This is a genomic window from Alistipes sp. UBA6068 (genome assembly GCF_949428155.1).
Taxonomy (GTDB): Bacteria; Bacteroidota; Bacteroidia; order Bacteroidales; family Rikenellaceae; genus Alistipes; species Alistipes muris.
In genome coordinates this window covers 1-15,006 of the sequence record NZ_CASQFS010000013.1, presented here as the reverse complement: position 1 = coordinate 15,006, position 15,006 = coordinate 1, and the positions used below count along the sequence as shown (strand labels likewise).

The 15,006-nt window shown below is 59.8% G+C and carries 15 protein-coding genes and 1 tRNA gene; 10 read left to right on the top strand and 6 right to left on the bottom strand.

Going from position 1 to position 15,006, the window contains the following annotated elements:
* The first annotated feature begins 44 nt into the window (after positions 1-44).
* A tRNA-Met gene (locus QVG21_RS08050) sits at positions 45-120 on the top strand.
* A gap of 151 nt (positions 121-271) precedes the next feature.
* Here QVG21_RS08050 and QVG21_RS08045 read toward each other — a convergent pair.
* Genes QVG21_RS08045 through QVG21_RS08030 form a run of 4 tightly spaced genes read right to left on the bottom strand, consistent with a single transcriptional unit; the run spans position 272 to position 2,900 of the window.
* Positions 272-547, bottom strand: coding sequence for a hypothetical protein (locus QVG21_RS08045; protein ID WP_287923883.1), 276 nt, complete (start codon positions 545-547; stop codon positions 272-274).
* A gap of 51 nt (positions 548-598) precedes the next feature.
* Complete coding sequence (locus QVG21_RS08040) at positions 599-2,008, bottom strand: CCA tRNA nucleotidyltransferase (protein ID WP_251214511.1); 1,410 nt, start codon at positions 2,006-2,008, stop codon at positions 599-601.
* A 3-nt stretch (positions 2,009-2,011) separates the two neighbouring features.
* Complete coding sequence (locus QVG21_RS08035; RefSeq protein WP_287923879.1) at positions 2,012-2,734, bottom strand: pyridoxine 5'-phosphate synthase; 723 nt, start codon at positions 2,732-2,734, stop codon at positions 2,012-2,014.
* Positions 2,706-2,900, bottom strand: coding sequence for a hypothetical protein (locus QVG21_RS08030; RefSeq protein WP_287923877.1), 195 nt, complete (start codon positions 2,898-2,900; stop codon positions 2,706-2,708). The genes QVG21_RS08035 and QVG21_RS08030 overlap by 29 nt, the downstream gene beginning before the upstream one ends.
* On the opposite strand from QVG21_RS08030, the gene QVG21_RS08025 reads away from it, so the two are divergent.
* The 6 genes from QVG21_RS08025 (at position 2,890) to QVG21_RS08000 (ending at position 9,620) form a co-directional block, all read left to right on the top strand.
* On the top strand, positions 2,890-3,783 hold the full coding sequence (locus QVG21_RS08025) for an NAD(+)/NADH kinase (RefSeq protein ID WP_287923874.1): 894 nt from the start codon (positions 2,890-2,892) through the stop codon (positions 3,781-3,783). The genes QVG21_RS08030 and QVG21_RS08025 overlap by 11 nt on opposite strands.
* A 232-nt stretch (positions 3,784-4,015) precedes the next feature.
* Entirely contained in the window at positions 4,016-4,729 is a 714-nt protein-coding gene (uppS, locus tag QVG21_RS08020) for a polyprenyl diphosphate synthase (protein WP_287923871.1), read from the top strand.
* 27 nt (positions 4,730-4,756) lie between these two features.
* Positions 4,757-7,297 carry an outer membrane protein assembly factor BamA gene (bamA, locus tag QVG21_RS08015; protein WP_287923868.1) on the top strand — a complete coding sequence of 847 codons (2,541 nt, stop codon included), beginning with the start codon at positions 4,757-4,759 and terminating at the stop codon, positions 7,295-7,297.
* A 96-nt stretch (positions 7,298-7,393) separates the two neighbouring features.
* Positions 7,394-7,900: an OmpH/Skp family outer membrane protein gene (locus tag QVG21_RS08010; protein WP_251214506.1), complete on the top strand. Its 507-nt coding sequence runs from the start codon at positions 7,394-7,396 to the stop codon at positions 7,898-7,900.
* 34 nt (positions 7,901-7,934) lie between these two features.
* On the top strand, positions 7,935-8,459 hold the full coding sequence (locus tag QVG21_RS08005) for an OmpH/Skp family outer membrane protein (protein ID WP_251214505.1): 525 nt from the start codon (positions 7,935-7,937) through the stop codon (positions 8,457-8,459).
* A gap of 198 nt (positions 8,460-8,657) precedes the next feature.
* Positions 8,658-9,620, top strand: a complete 963-nt coding sequence (locus QVG21_RS08000) for a helix-turn-helix domain-containing protein (RefSeq protein WP_287923865.1) — start codon at positions 8,658-8,660, stop codon at positions 9,618-9,620.
* 1 nt (position 9,621) lies between these two features.
* Here QVG21_RS08000 and tamL read toward each other — a convergent pair whose 3' ends face one another.
* Complete coding sequence (tamL, locus tag QVG21_RS07995; RefSeq protein WP_287923863.1) at positions 9,622-12,000, bottom strand: translocation and assembly module lipoprotein TamL; 2,379 nt, start codon at positions 11,998-12,000, stop codon at positions 9,622-9,624.
* A gap of 5 nt (positions 12,001-12,005) precedes the next feature.
* A complete protein-coding gene (locus tag QVG21_RS07990; RefSeq protein ID WP_251214502.1) occupies positions 12,006-12,752 on the bottom strand; it encodes a nitroreductase family protein in 747 nt (248 codons plus the stop codon).
* 147 nt (positions 12,753-12,899) lie between these two features.
* Here QVG21_RS07990 and dapF point away from each other — a divergent pair, with 147 nt between their 5' ends.
* The 3 genes from dapF to QVG21_RS07975 are packed head-to-tail and all read left to right on the top strand — an operon-like array spanning position 12,900 to position 14,743.
* Positions 12,900-13,703 carry a diaminopimelate epimerase gene (gene dapF / locus QVG21_RS07985; protein WP_287923860.1) on the top strand — a complete coding sequence of 268 codons (804 nt, stop codon included), beginning with the start codon at positions 12,900-12,902 and terminating at the stop codon, positions 13,701-13,703.
* A 10-nt stretch (positions 13,704-13,713) separates the two neighbouring features.
* On the top strand, positions 13,714-13,902 hold the full coding sequence (locus tag QVG21_RS07980) for a hypothetical protein (RefSeq protein WP_251214500.1): 189 nt from the start codon (positions 13,714-13,716) through the stop codon (positions 13,900-13,902).
* 4 nt (positions 13,903-13,906) lie between these two features.
* Complete coding sequence (locus QVG21_RS07975) at positions 13,907-14,743, top strand: alpha/beta fold hydrolase (RefSeq protein ID WP_287923857.1); 837 nt, start codon at positions 13,907-13,909, stop codon at positions 14,741-14,743.
* Positions 14,744-15,006: the final 263 nt, after the last annotated feature.

The following is a 15,006-nucleotide window of genomic DNA, read 5'->3' as shown; positions in this document are numbered from 1 at the left end:
ACCTTTGCACTCGCAACAGCGATAGATTCATTCTGACGATATATCGCGGGATAGAGCAGTTGGCAGCTCGTCGGGCTCATAACCCGGAGGTCGGAGGTTCGAGTCCTCCTCCCGCTACCAAAGGGGCCGAACGAAAGTTCGGTCCCTTGTTTTTTTGCCCGGAGAGGACGAAAGCGGAGGTTCGGACGGTCTTAGGAGTGAATGCAGAGCCGGATTCGTCCGGGCCCTGCCGAACGACGGCAGGCCGAAGACAAGCAAAGTCCCCCCCCCACTATCGCACGCTGACAGTCGGCATGCGGTTGATATCGAGACCTGGCATCTCGCGGACATCGACCTGGAAACCGCCGAAAGGTGCACAGATTTCCACGCGTGGAATCTCGACGATACGGACGTTGACCACATCCTTGGACAAATAGGCCGCGGCGGCAGGATCGGGGAGCAGATCGGCCTTGGCAGGCGTAACGAACGAAATATCGCGCAAAACAATCAGTACAAGACAAAGAGCGATGACGGTAAGAACCGCCTTGGTATAAAAATCGGTTTTCATAGGAGGGGATTAAAATTGGACAAAATATCTATCGGCTGAAAAGTCCGAAACCTATGCTTTGTCGGATTCGGGCAGCACCAATCCCCGCTCGGCGGCAAGGCGGAGCATCAACGCGTAGGCGGCATCGTATTCGTTGGGAATCTCGCCGTCGAGAATCGCATTCTTGATAACCTCCTTGATTTCGCCGATGACGCGCGAAGGACCTATGCAGTAGGTCTTCATGATGATTTCGCCCGTAATCGGCGGCTGGAAGTTGCGGATGCGGTCGCGCTCTTCGAGGTCTTTCATCTTGCGGCGCACCAGCTCGAAATTGGCCATGTAGCGCTTCACCTTGGCGTCGATGCCCGACGTGATGTCGGCTTCGCACAGCGTCATCAGCGCCTCGATGTCGTCACCCGCCTCGAACAGCAGACGCCGCACGGCCGAATCGGTCACAAGGTCCTCCGAAAGGATGATGGGCCGCAGATGCAGGAACACGAGCTTCTGCACGAACTTCATGTGCTCGTTGAGCGGCAGTTTCAGCTGCCGGAAAATCGCGGGCACCATCTTCGAGCCGAGCACCTCGTGGCCGTGGAAGGTCCACCCGATGCGCGGGTCGTAGGCTTTGGTCTGCGGCTTGGCGATGTCGTGCAGCACGGCGGCCCAGCGCAGCCACAAGTCGCCGGAACGGCGGGCCACGTTGTCCAGCACCTTGAGCGTATGGGCGAAATTGTCCTTATGGGCATGCTGCCCGCGGCGCTCCACCCCCTTGAGCCGGTGCATTTCGGGGAATATCAGTTCCAGCAGTCCGGTCAGTTCGAGCAGCTCGAAACCCATCGAGGGCACGGGCGAAAGCACGATTTTGTTGAGTTCGGACGCAATCCGTTCGCGCGAAACGATTTTGATGCGGGAGGCGTTGCGGCGGATGGCCTCGAAAGTTTCGTCTTCGATGGAGAAACCCAACTGGGCCGCAAAGCGCACAGCCCGCATCATGCGCAGCGGGTCGTCCGAAAAGGTGATGTCCGGGTCGCACGGCGTACGGATGATGCAGGCGTCCAAATCGTCCAGCCCGCCGAACGGGTCGACCAGCTCGCCGAAGCTGTCGCCGTTGAGCGACCAGGCCAGCGCATTGATGGTGAAGTCGCGGCGCCGCTGGTCGTCTTCCAGCGTTCCGGCTTCGACCTGCGGCTTGCGCGAATCGCGCGTATAGGATTCCCGCCGCGCCCCCACGAATTCCACCTCGACCCCTCCGGCCCGAAGCATCGCCGTGCCGAAAGTCTTGAAAACCGACACCTTGGTGTGCAGTTCCCGCCCCAGCGCCTCGGCCAGCGCGATGCCGCTGCCCACCACCACCACGTCGATGTCGGTCGACGGACGGCACAGATAATGGTCGCGCACATAACCGCCCACCACGAAGGCTTTCACCCCCTGGGCATCGGCCAAGCGCGAAATACGGCGGAATATGGGATTCGACAGCGGCACGCGTTATTCGGCGGTTTTGAGTTGGCGGCGATAGAGCTGCACGGTGTTTTCCAGCCCTAAGTAGAGCGCGTCGCTGATAAGCGCATGGCCTATCGAGACCTCGTCTGTCCACGGAATCCGCTGCACGAAATAATGCAGATTCTCCAGTGACAGGTCGTGCCCGGCGTTGAGCCCCAGCCCCTGCCGCCGCGCTTCTTCGGCAGCCGCGACATAAGGCGTAACCGCCCGCTCCGGGTCGGCCGGATACTCACGGGCATAGGCTTCGGTATAGAGTTCCACCCGGTCGGCACCGCAGACCTTGGCCCCGGCGACCATGGCCGGGTCGGGGTCGACAAAGAGCGAAACCCGAATGCCCTGCTCATGGAAACGGGCCGTCACAGCGGTCAGAAATTCCCGGTTGGCCACCGTATCCCACCCGGCATTGGAAGTTATCGCGTCGGGAGCATCCGGTACGAGCGTCACCTGCGCCGGAACGACCTCCGACACCAACGCGACGAACTCCGGCGTCGGATTGCCCTCGATGTTGAACTCGGTCCGAAGCACCCGCCTGAGCGCCCGCACGTCGTCGTAGCGGATATGCCGGGCATCGGGCCGCGGATGGACCGTAATCCCGTCGGCGCCGAACCCCTCGATGCGGGTTGCGGCGAGCACCACGTCGGGCAGGTTGCCGCCCCGCGAATTGCGGACAACGGCAATCTTATTGATATTTACGCTCAACTTTGTCATAAAATTCACTATATTTGCTTGGTGAACCCTGCCGGCGGGACGACACGCCAAAAACGTTCTCAGCCCGGTCCGGATTCCCCGCAATGCCGTTCTCCGACCCTGTGCAGGAGTGCGGCGGCGTGGTAAAGTTACTTACTTTTTTTGAAACTCCGCCGATGAAAATCATACTTTTTTCCCGCAGCGGCCCCGCCCGCAGCGCCGAAGAACTCCGCCAGCTGTTCGACACCCTCCGGGCCTCCGGATTGGGGTTCCTGGTCAACGAAGAGTTCGCCGAAGCGGTCCGCGCAACAATCGGGCTGGAAATCCCTGCCGACTGCATCTACGGCAAGCGCATCGGCCCGCAGCCCGAAGGCACGATCATGGTGTGCTACGGCGGCGACGGCACCTTGCTCGAAGGGGTGCACCGGCTGGGCGGCGCACCCATACCCGTGCTGGGCATCAACGCCGGGCACCTGGGATTCCTCACCGGAGCCCCGAACGAGGGGCTGGAACAGATTTTCGGCCAAATAGCCCGCGGTGAGCTGTCGGTCCAGCCGCGGTCGATGCTCGAAGTGCAGGGCGGCTTCGCCGGAAACCCCGACAGCCGGCTGGCCCTCAACGAAATGACCGTCCGCCGCCACGGAGCCGACATGCTTTCGATAGAGACCTACGTCGACGGTCAGATGGTCGCCACCTACCACGGCGACGGGGTCATCGTTTCCACCCCCACGGGCTCGACGGCCTATTCGCTCAGCGCGGGCGGCCCGGTCGTGGCGCCCTCCTGCGCCTGCCTGATTATCTCGCCGCTGGCGCCTCACAACCTAACCATGCGCCCGGTGGTCATCCCCGACACGGCCCGCATCGACCTGCGCGTACACGAACGCCGCTCCGATTCGTTCGTCACCCTCGACAACCGCATCTACCCCGTCGGCCCCGAAGCGACCTTCACCGTGCGGCGGGCCGAACAAAAGATTTTTCTGGCCATGCCGCACAATATCTCTTTCTACGACACGTTACGCAATAAGATGATGTGGGGCGTGGACTTACGAGAAGTGAAAAGTGAAAAGTGAAAGGCGGAAATTGATTATCCGGGGGCCGGCCTCTCGGGAGCAGCTTACATCTTCCGCACGGCCATGACCGCCATCTTTTCGGCAGACCACAGGCCGCACGAATCGTGAAAGCATTCGGGGCCCGTACTCCAAAATCGACAGAAGCCGGAAACGATTTTTAATTTTTCATTTTTAATTCTTAATTACACCACCTTGGAATAACCCGGTAAAATCCCTATATTTGTGCCCTATTATGAGCGACGAGAAACGCATACCGCAGCACGTGGCCATCATCATGGACGGCAACGGACGCTGGGCCGAGCAGCGCGGACTGGAGCGATACCAAGGCCACGCGGCCGGCATCGAACCCATCCGGGCTTCGTCGCGCGCCGCCATCCGTCACGGAGTCGCCTACCTGACGCTCTACGCCTTTTCCACCGAGAACTGGGGCCGTCCTGCGCAGGAGGTCGACGCGCTGATGGAGCTGTTCTGCCAGAGCGTCATCCATGAAACGCCCGACATGCAGCGGCAGGGCATCCGCCTGCGGACCATCGGCGACCGGAGCCGTTTTTCCGAAAAGGTGCAGGCCCACCTCGCGCAGGCCGAGGAGCTCACGGCTGGGGGCGACAAACTCACCCTCACGCTGGCGCTCAACTACTCCTCGCGCGACGAAATCACCCGGGCCGTCCGCAAGCTCGCAGCCCGCGCAGCCGCCGGGCAGCTCGCCCCGGAAGCCATCGACGAAGCGACCATCGGCCGCACGCTCGACACGGCCGCCGACCCGGACCCCGACCTGGTAATCCGCACCAGCGGCGAACGCCGGCTCAGCAATTTCCTGCTCTGGCAGGCTTCCTACGCCGAACTCTGGTTCCCGGAGGTGCTGTGGCCCGATTTCACCGAGGAGGAGTTCGACCGGGCGATGGAGGAATACGCCCGGCGCGAACGGCGGTTCGGGCTGGTCAAGTAAATGAAGTTGAAGATTAGATTGGAACAGATGAATCATTTCGGCAAGGTATTCGCGGCAACGGCGCTGCTGACGCTCCTTTGTGCGAATACGTCCGCTCAGGAGCCCGCTCCCGCCCAGCCCGCAGCGCAGGAAAAGAGCGTTTCTTTCCCCGAAGACGCACCGATGCTGCGCTCCGACGAAGCCCCCCGGCTCTACCGCATCCGCAGCGTCGACATCCACGGCGTACAATACCTCAACCCCGAAATCATCAAGTCCTCGGCTGGGCTCATCGCGGGCGATTCGATTTACCTGCCCAGCGACTTCATTTCCAACGCCATTTCGCGGCTGTGGAGCCAGCGGGCCTTTTCGGACGTGAAGATAGGCGCCGAAATCGAGGGCGATGACCTCGACCTGCAAGTGTTCCTCAAGGAGCGGCCCCGCGTGCTCAACTGGGATTTCGAGGGGGTCACCAAAGGCAAGAAAAAAGACCTGCTCGAAAAACTCAAGCTCCGCCGCGGCGGCGAGCTGTCGGACTACGTCATCGACAAGAACATCAAGCTCATCAAGGCTTATTGGGCCGACAAGGGTTTCCGCAACGCCGAGGTCGGTGTGCGCGTCGAGAACGATTCGCTGCGGCCCCAGGCGGTCAAGGTGACCTTTCTGATCGACAAGAAGGACAAGGTCAAAATCGGCAAAATCAACTTCATCGGCAACGACCAGTTCCCCGACAAGCGCCTGCGCCGCACGTTCAAGAAGACCCATCAGAAGTCCATCAACTTCCTGCGCAACACCAAGCTCAACGAAAACGATTTCGAGGAGGACAAGGAGCTGCTCATCGACTTCTACAACGCCCGCGGCTACCGCAACGCCACCATCGTGCGCGATTCGGTCTACCCCATCGACAGCAAGCGGCTGGGCATCGACATCGAACTCTCGGAGGGCAACAAATACTATATCCGCAACGTCTCGTGGGTCGGCAATTCGGTTTACGAAACCGACGAATTGCAGCGCATGTTCGGCGTCAAGCAGGGCGACACCTACGACAAGAAGACCATGCACAAACGGCTCGGCATCCAGAAGGAGGTCGACCTCGAAGCCATGTCCGTCTCGTCGCTCTATCAGAACAACGGTTATCTGATGTCGCAAATCGAGCCCGCCGAGACCATCGTGGGCCCCGATTCCATCGACATCGAAGTCAAGGTCTTCGAGGGCAAGCAGTTCACCATCAACAACGTCGGCATCACGGGCAACCAGCGCGTCGACGACGAGGTCATCCGCCGCGAGCTCGCCACCTACCCCGGCGAACTCTACAACCGCTCGCTGCTGATGCGCACCCTGCGCCTGCTGGGTTCGATGGGCCACTTCAACGCCGAGAACATCGCCCCCGACATCCGGCCCGTCTCGAACGAGCTGGTCGACATCAACTGGGCGCTCGAAGAACAGGCTTCCGACCAGTTCAACGTCGCCGGCGGCTGGGGTTCGGGCACGTTCGTCGGCTCCATCGGCATCACGCTCAACAACCTTTCCATCCGCAATTTCTTCAAGAAAGGCGCCTGGCGTCCCTACCCGATGGGGCAGAACCAGCGGCTTCAGCTTTCGGCCCAGACCAACGGTACTTATTACAAGGCCGTCGCTTTCAGCTTCACCGACCCGTGGCTGGGCGGCAAAAAGCCCAATTCGTTCACCCTCTCGGCCCACTACTCCGACCAGAACGACGCCTATTTCATCACCCAGAAGCCCACCCGCTTCTTCCGCACCTACGGTGCCGCGGCCGGTCTGGGCAAGCGTCTGACCTGGCCCGACCCCTACTTCACGTTCTACGCCGAAGCCAACTACGAACGCTATTCGCTCAAGAACTGGAAGACGTTCGTGATGGACAACGGTTCGTCCAACCTGCTGTCGCTCAAGCTGGTATTCGCCCGCAACTCGGTCGACCAGCCCATTTACCCGCGCCGCGGTTCGGAATTCAGCGCCTCGGTCCAGGCGACCCTGCCCTACTCGCTGTGGAACGGCAAGGACTACAGCAACCCCAACATGAGCCAGCAGGAACGCTACCGCTGGATCGAATTCCACAAATGGCAGTTCAAGGCGCAGTGGTTCCAGTCGCTCACGCGCAACGAAAACTTGGTGCTGATGCTCAAGGCCGAAATGGGCTACTTAGGCAGCTACAACAAACACAAGGTTTCGCCGTTCGAGCGCTTCGAGGTCGGCGGCGACGGCATGACGGGCTACAACATCTACGGTATCGACATCATTTCGATGCGCGGTTACGAAGACGGCGCACTCGACCCCTCGGACAACTATTCGCGCGGCTACAACAAGTACACGGCCGAACTGCGCTACCCCGTCATACTGAAACCCTCGTCGCAAATCTACGTGCTGGGCTTCCTCGAAGGCGGTAACGCGTTCGATTCGTGGCGCGACTTCTCGCCCTTCAAAATCAAGCGTTCGGCGGGCTTCGGCGTGCGTCTCTACCTGCCTGTGGTGGGCATGCTCGGCATCGACTGGGGCTACGGCTTCGATCCCCCGGCAGGCAGCACCAAAAAGAGCGGCAGCCAGTTCCACTTCGTCATGGGACAGCAGTTCTGACGGCGGCGGCCGCACCGTGGCAATAAATTTGAAAGAAAAGAGTTATATTTACGGAGTATTCCGCCGCCCAAGGGCATAACTTCAAAACACCGGATTATGAAACGTCTGATTCTCCTCGCCGCTTTCCTGCTGGCCGCCACCGCGCTGTCGGCCCAAAACTGCATCGTCGTCAACAGCGAAAAGGTCTTCAAGTCGATCGACGCCTACAACGAAGCCATCGCCGAGCTGGACAAGCTCGCCGAACAATACCAGGAGCAGGTCGACGCCCGCTATGCCAAAATCGAAAGCATCTACAACAATTATATGGCGCAGAAGACCTCCCTTTCGGCCAGCGCCCGCCAGTCGCGCGAGAACGCCATTCTGACCCTCGAAAAGGAGGCCGCCGAATACCAGGAAAGCATCTTCGGGCAGGAGGGAACGCTCATGAAGAAGCGCGTCGAACTGATTGCGCCCATTCAGAAACAGGTCTTCGCCGTCATCGCAGCCTATGCCAAGCGCGCAGGCGCCGAGGTGGTAATCGACTCGTCGAACAACCCGACGCTGCTTTACACCGACCCCACGGCGGAACGCACCCAGCAAATCATCGACGCGCTCGCCCAATAAACAAGCCATCAAAACATTAACGCATACACTAACTATGAAAAAGGCTATCAAACTGACCCTTGCGGTTGCCCTCATGCTGAGCGCCACGTCGCTCTTCGCCCAGAAGTTCGGGCGCATCAATTCGCAGGAGATCCTGCTGGCGATGCCCGAAACCAAGGAGATGGAGACCAACCTGCAAGCCTATGCCAAGGACCTCCAAGACAACCTGGAAACCATCGCCGTCGAATTCAACCAGAAACTGGCCGACTTCCAGAAAAACTACGCCACCTATTCCGATTCCGTGCGCCAGCTCAAGGAACGCGAACTGCAAGAGCTGCAGAACCGCCGTCAGGAGTTCGAGCAGGTAGCCCAGCAGGACATTCAGAAAAAACAGCAGGAGCTGCTGACCCCGATTATCGAGAAAGCCAAGGCCGCCATCGACAAGGTCGCCAAGGAAAACGGCTACATGGCCATCTTCGAGACCGGATCGCTGGCAGCGTTCGACGAGGCCGCCCTCACCGACCTCGCCCCGCAGGTACGGGCCGAACTGGGCATCACCGACGCTCCCGCCGCACAATAGTTTCCGGAGAAACGTTTCTCCGTTTTTCAACGCGCTGTTTCCAGCGCGTTTTTTTGTTGCCGTTCCCCGGAGCAGAAAGCGATGCGAGTATTCGCGTTTTCGATTCCCTCCGCCTTGTTGTTCGATATGACCTATTTTCCGACTTTCCGGGCCGAATAAAGCATAATATTCTTATTTTTGTCGTCTAACTTGGAACCAATGGACAGCAAGCAACAACCGAATACCGCACCGATAGCCAGCTTCTCGCTCGGCGAACTCATCAGCATAGCAGGCGGCAGCCGACCGGCCCCCGACTTCCTCATCGTCCACAGCGATGCCTCGCAGCTGGACGCATTCCGGTTTCCGTGCAGAATCAACGCCTTCTTCATCGGTCTCGGACACGAGGGCGAAACCGAGATTTCGATCAATCTGAACCAATACACGCTGCGCCGGAACACGCTTTTTCTGATAGGGCCGCAGAGCATCATCCGCACCGGACACGGCGGAACGCTCAAAGGCGACGTCATCGTCGTGTCGCCGCAGTTCATGCAACGGATGAACATCGGGTCCAAGCAAATCATGTCGCTTATTCTTCAGCTCAGCGCCCACCCCTGCATCGAAATTTCCGACGAGGAGAGCCGGCAGCTCCGCGACTTCATCCGTCTGATGGATGCCGAAAGAGGTGTTTCCGGGGAGTTCTCCGACCAGCTGCTCGGCAACCTGCTGCTCGCGACGCTCTACAAAATCGGCAACACGCTCCAAAGCTACCTCGAAGCGCATCCCGCCGCACAGGAGCGCAGCAACAGCCGCGCCGACATCTATTTCCGCAAGTTCCTCCAAACGCTCAGCGAACACTACAAGGAAGAACGCAGCGTCGGATTCTACGCCCGCGAACTCTGCGTCACGCCCAAATACCTGACCACGCTCGTCAAGCGCATCAGCAGCAAGTCGGTTTCGGAGTGGATAGAAATCTATGTCATCCTCGAAGCCAAAACGCTGCTCAAATATTCGAGCCTGAGCATCCAGGAAATCGCCTATACGCTCAACTTCCCCAACCAGTCGTTTTTCGGGAGCTACTTCAAGCGCAACACGGGCATGTCGCCCTCGCAATACAAGTCGGCCGACTGCCCTGCGGAAAACGGCGGGGGGGGGTATTCTTTGGATGCTTCTGAGGTAGAGTAGATTAGAACGGATAGCCCACGCCGAAGTTGAGCGCCGTATTTTTCCAGCGGAAGTTGTGGATCCACCGCTCGCCCGCAGGCTTGTTGGGATTGTGAAGCTGAATGCCCCAGTCCAGGCGCAGCACGGCGAACTTGATGTCGAGCCGCAAGCCCAGTCCGGTGTTGAATCCCAGCTGCTTGTAGAAATCGTCGAAATGGAAGACCGCCTCGCTGGAATACTCCGACGGATTGGTCCGGACGTACCAGATATTGCCCACGTCGAAGAACGTGGCTCCGTGGACGATGCCCCATATCGGGAAACGGAATTCGAGGTTGGCCTCCAGCTTCATGTCGCCCAACTGCGTCGGAAATTCGTCCGTCCGGGTAATCGGCACCGAACCCGGGCCCAACGTACGCGGGGTCCAGCCGCGCATGCTGTTGCTGCCGCCGGCATAGAACAGACGGTCGAACGGCACGACCTTGGAATTGCCGTAGGCCAGCGCCACACCGCCGTACAGACGCCATGCAAGGGCCGTTTTCTCGCCCATCATGATTTTGCGGCTAAGGCTGAGGTCGGTGCGGAAATACTGCGCATAGCGCAGTTTGAATATCGTGTAGTAGTCCTTGCCGGGCACAGGCTCCGAAAAGAGGTGTTCGAGCCCGTCGATCAGATTGCCCGAAGTCTCCACGTTGAAGCGGATGACCGTAGCGTTGCGGCCCAGGTGCTTGAGCTGGTTGTTGAAACCGTAGCTGAACGCAAGGCCCGCAATGAACTGCGATTCGTAGCTCTTGATAAGGTACTTGTTGGTGGTCCCTTGCAGGAAATCACTGTTCAGATAGCTCACGTCGACCACATTGATGTCGATGGGCCGCAGCGAGAACGACGAATAGCGCGAATTGGTCCACAGATAGGTCCATCCCGCACTCGACAGCGTTCGCCGGTAGTAGGGGCGGTCCTGGAAGTTGATGGAGAGCTCGACCTTGGTTTTGGGCTGGTTGACCGAACGGTAGCGCCGCGTGCGCCACGGCACTAAGAAGCGGGGAAAGGTCAGTCCTACCGTGGCACCGAACTCGGTGGCGCGCTTCTTTTTGGCGTCGCGCGCCTTCATGAATTCGTATCCGCCCGTAAACGACACGTCGAACGATTCGGCGCCGCGGAAGATGTTGCGGTTCTGGTATCCGGCCGTCGCCTTGAGCCCGTAGAAACTCGACGTCGTACTCCCCTCCAGCTCGATCTTGAAACTCTGCTTGAGCATCGGCGTGCAGAGAATGTTGCAGGTCAGATAACCCTCCTGGGTATAGTCGGTGCGGGTCGAATCGGCCGTCGCACCGATATACGAAACGTAATTGGTGACGTCCACCGTCTGCGGCTGCTCGACGAAAGCGATGCGGGCGCTGCGGAAATACCCCATCGCCATGAGGTCGGTATAGGTGCGGTCGACCTGCGCCGAATTGTAGACATAGTTGGGATAGAGCGGCACCGCCTGCCGCAGAATCGAAGGCCGCAGGTTGGGCTTGCCCTCGTAGATGACGTTCAGACCCCGGTAGTAGAGCGTGTCGAGCCGCGAAACGAGGGTCGAATCGCTCCGGATGGCCAGCGGGTCGTAGTCGGGGAAGATGTTGATCCGCTCGATACGGTAGACCATGTTGTTGTCCATGACGGCCTGCCCGCGCTCGTCGTAACCCGTCAAGTGCTGCTTGACCACAATCCGCACCCCCACGCGGTGGTCGGCCGAGAGGGTGTCGGCCACGAACTCGATGTTGTTGACCGAAAAATTGTAGTAGCCCCGCTCCTTCAGATAGGCCGTGATGCGCTCGCGCTCGCTGTCGAGCATCGTGATGTCGAAAATCCGCCCCGGGCGCACCAGCGTGTTGGCCGTGTCGGGGGCCAGAATCTGTTCGAGGAACTTGTCGCGGAACTCATAAGAAACCGTGTCGATCAGATAGGGCGCCCCCTGCCGCACGCGGTAGGTCACCTTGGCCCGCCTGCGGCGCGAAAGGGTGTCGACCTCGAACGACGCCCGCGACGAAAAGAACCCCTTGGTATCCATGTAGACCTTCAGATTCTCGGCGCTCTTCTGCGTCAGATTCATGTCGAGCAGCACCGGCTCCTCGCCGATTCGGCGCTTCCACTCGTTCCATTTGTTGGTCTTCGCGGGGTCGGCCTGCTCGTAGAGCCACACGTAGAAATTGGTCCCCAAAAACCGTTTGTTGGGGGTCTGCCGCACGTACTTTTCCAGGTCGGCCGTCGGGATCCGCTGCTTGCGGGGCGCCGAACGGTCCTCCTCGACGGTCACTTTCTGCAGGAAATATTCCCCCTCGGGGATATGGCGCGTGACGCTGCATGCCGAGCAAACAATGCCCAGCACCACAGCTGCCCCTATGCGACGCGCCTTGTGCACCCTCGTTAATTGTTGAAGAATCCTTGTTCCTTGAGCAAAGCGAAATAAGCCTGCGAAACGGCGAGGTTGTCGCGGCGGACATAGCGGCGCTCGGTGAATATCTTGGCCAGGTTTTCCAGCCCGTTCTCCTCGATAAGCCGCTTCGTCTCCTCCGACTCCTCGCGCTCGGCCCACAACTCGTCGATTTCGGCCGCCGTGTAGTCGGTATACTTCTCGTAGTGGACCACCGCATCGAGCGGCAGACGGTCGGTCAGCCCGGGCGTTTCGTCGGGATACCCCACCACCACGGTGGTCAGCGGAATGACCCCCTTGGGCAGCTCCAGAATCCGGGCGATGTCGGCCGCCGTATAGAGGGTCGTACCGAGGTAGCAAATGCCCAAGCCGTGGATTTCGGCCTGCACGCACAAATTCTGCGCCGCCAGCAGCGCATCGGTCGCCGCATTGAGGAACCACTCGAAATTGTCGTAGGCCGGGTCGGCACCGCGCTGCTCGCACCACTGCGTGAAACGGTGCACGTCGGCGCAGACCGTGACCACGCACGGGGCCTGGGTCACCATCGGCTGGTTGAAATGGCACGGCGCCAGCCGTTCGCGCATGGCCTTGTCGCGCGTGACGACCAACGAATAAAGCTGCATGTTGCCGCAGGTCGAAGCCCGCGTAGCGGCTTCCAGACACTCGCGCAGCACCTCGTCGGGGATGGGTGCCGGGCGGAACTTGCGTATCGAGCGATGCTTGAAAAGCATGTTTTTCATGACGGACGGTTTGTTCGGGTTCTGCAAAAACGATACAAAGAACGGCCCGGAACGGCCGGGCGCATATCTTTTGCAAATTTAGCAAAACTTTCAGAAGTTTTATTATTTTTGTAACAAGATAACTGCCACGGACAAGACAGCAAAACCATGCGTTCGGCTTTCTGGAAATACGAGGGAGCGGGCAACGACTTCATCCTCGTCGACAACCGCCGGGGCGGCTTCACGGCCGACCCGCAGCGAATCGCCCGGCTGTGCGACCGCCATTTCGGCATCGGCGCCGACGGGCTGATGACCCTTTCGGCGAGCCCCGGCCACGACTGCTCGATGCGCTACTACAACGCCGACGGCTCGCCCGGCGAAATGTGCGGCAACGGAGCCCGCTGTTTCGCCCTTTTTGCCGAACACTTGGGCATCGGCGGCCGCGAAAAGAGGTTCGACGCCACCGACGGCCTGCACCGGGCGACGATTCTTGCGGCCGACGCTTTCGCCGGCGAAGTCGAAGTCGGCATGACCGACGTCGAACGAATCGTCAGCGGCGACGGCTGGTGGTTTCTCAATACGGGCGTTCCCCACTATGTGGAATTCGTGGACGACCCGGCCGCGGTCGACGTCGTAGCACGCGGCTCCCGCATCCGCCGCGACACCGCCCGGTTTCCGCAGGGTACCAACGTCAATTTCGCAGCCATCGTCGGCGACGGCCATCTGCGGATGCGCACCTACGAACGGGGCGTCGAAAACGAAACGCTCGCTTGCGGCACGGGCGCCACAGCCGCCGCCATCGTCGCCAACTTCACCCGCCAACCTGCCACCGACCGGTTCCGCATCGACGTACCCGGCGGCCAGCTGCGCGTGACCTTTACCCGCCGCTCCGACCAACACTACACGGACATCCGCCTCACGGGGCCAGCACGCCGCGTCTTCGAGGGAGTGTTCGACACAGACAATCACTAAGTCACCACCCATGAAAACACCCAAGGAGGTTCGCCACCGCGACACGGACGAACTTCGCAAGGCCAAGCGCCTTGAACCGATGCACAAAAGCGGCAAGGAACGCCATGCGCTCTACAGCCGCATGGACGACGAAACCGACGACGAACTGCCGCGCCCCAAACGCGAATCGGCGCTCGACTATCTGGACGACAACGAATAGGCCCATGACCGAAAAGTTCATCATGGCAGGCCCGACGGCCCTGCATGTCTGCGATTCCGAACAAGGCGAACGGTGCGTCGTGCTGCTGCACGGCTATCTCGAATCGCTCCTGGTATGGGAAGAATTCGTACCGCTGCTCTACAAACGCGTGCGCGTGGTCACGCTCGACCTGCCGGGCCACGGCATTTCCGAAGTGAAAGGCGAAGTCCACACTATGGAATTTTTGGCCGACACGGTAGCCGACGGACTGCGGGCGCTCGGAATCGAACGGTGTACGCTGGTCGGCCATTCGATGGGCGGCTACGTAGCGCTGGCCTTTCTGGAACGCCATCCCGAAATGCTCGACGGCCTTGTGCTGCTGAGCTCCACCCCCAATGCCGACACGCCCGAAAAAGCCGAAAACCGCCGCCGGGAAATCGCCCTCGTGCGGGCCGGAAAGAAAGATGCGCTGGCGCGCGTGGCGCCCGCCGCCGGCTTCGCCCCCGAAAACCGCCGGCGCATGCAAGACGAGGTAGAAGATTTGACCGAGCAGGTTTTCATCACCGAGGACGAGGGAATCATCGCCCTGCTGAACGGCATGATTGCCCGCAAGGACCGCAACGAGCTGTTGCGCGAATCGTCCGTACCGCAACTATTCATCCTCGGCTGCCACGACGGGTATATTCCGGCCGAAGCCGCCGAAGCAATGATAGCCGCCCACCCGCAGGCGCAGGTCGTCCGGCTCGAAAACTCGGGACACATGGGGTTCCTCGAAGAACCCGAAGCGACCGCACAGGCATTGCTGCAATTCATCTTCGGCAGCCCGACCGAGTGCGCAGCCGCAACCGAAACCCGGGCTTGAGAGACCATCCCTTTTCTGGGTGGCTTCGCCTCGATTTAACCGCACTTTAATCACAACGGTCGCTTATTGCACGCGCGAACACACGCCGCACTCGGAGACAAGAAAAGCGCATGAATTTCTTGATTTCCGGCATCCCTATCGGCTTTCCATTCTACACGAAAGACTTTTTGTGTTATAAATATAACGCAAAAAGATTTTTTGATTATTCTTTTGGTCTGAAATTTGCGGGGGGGGGATTTTTTGTATCTTTGCACTGCCGGGCT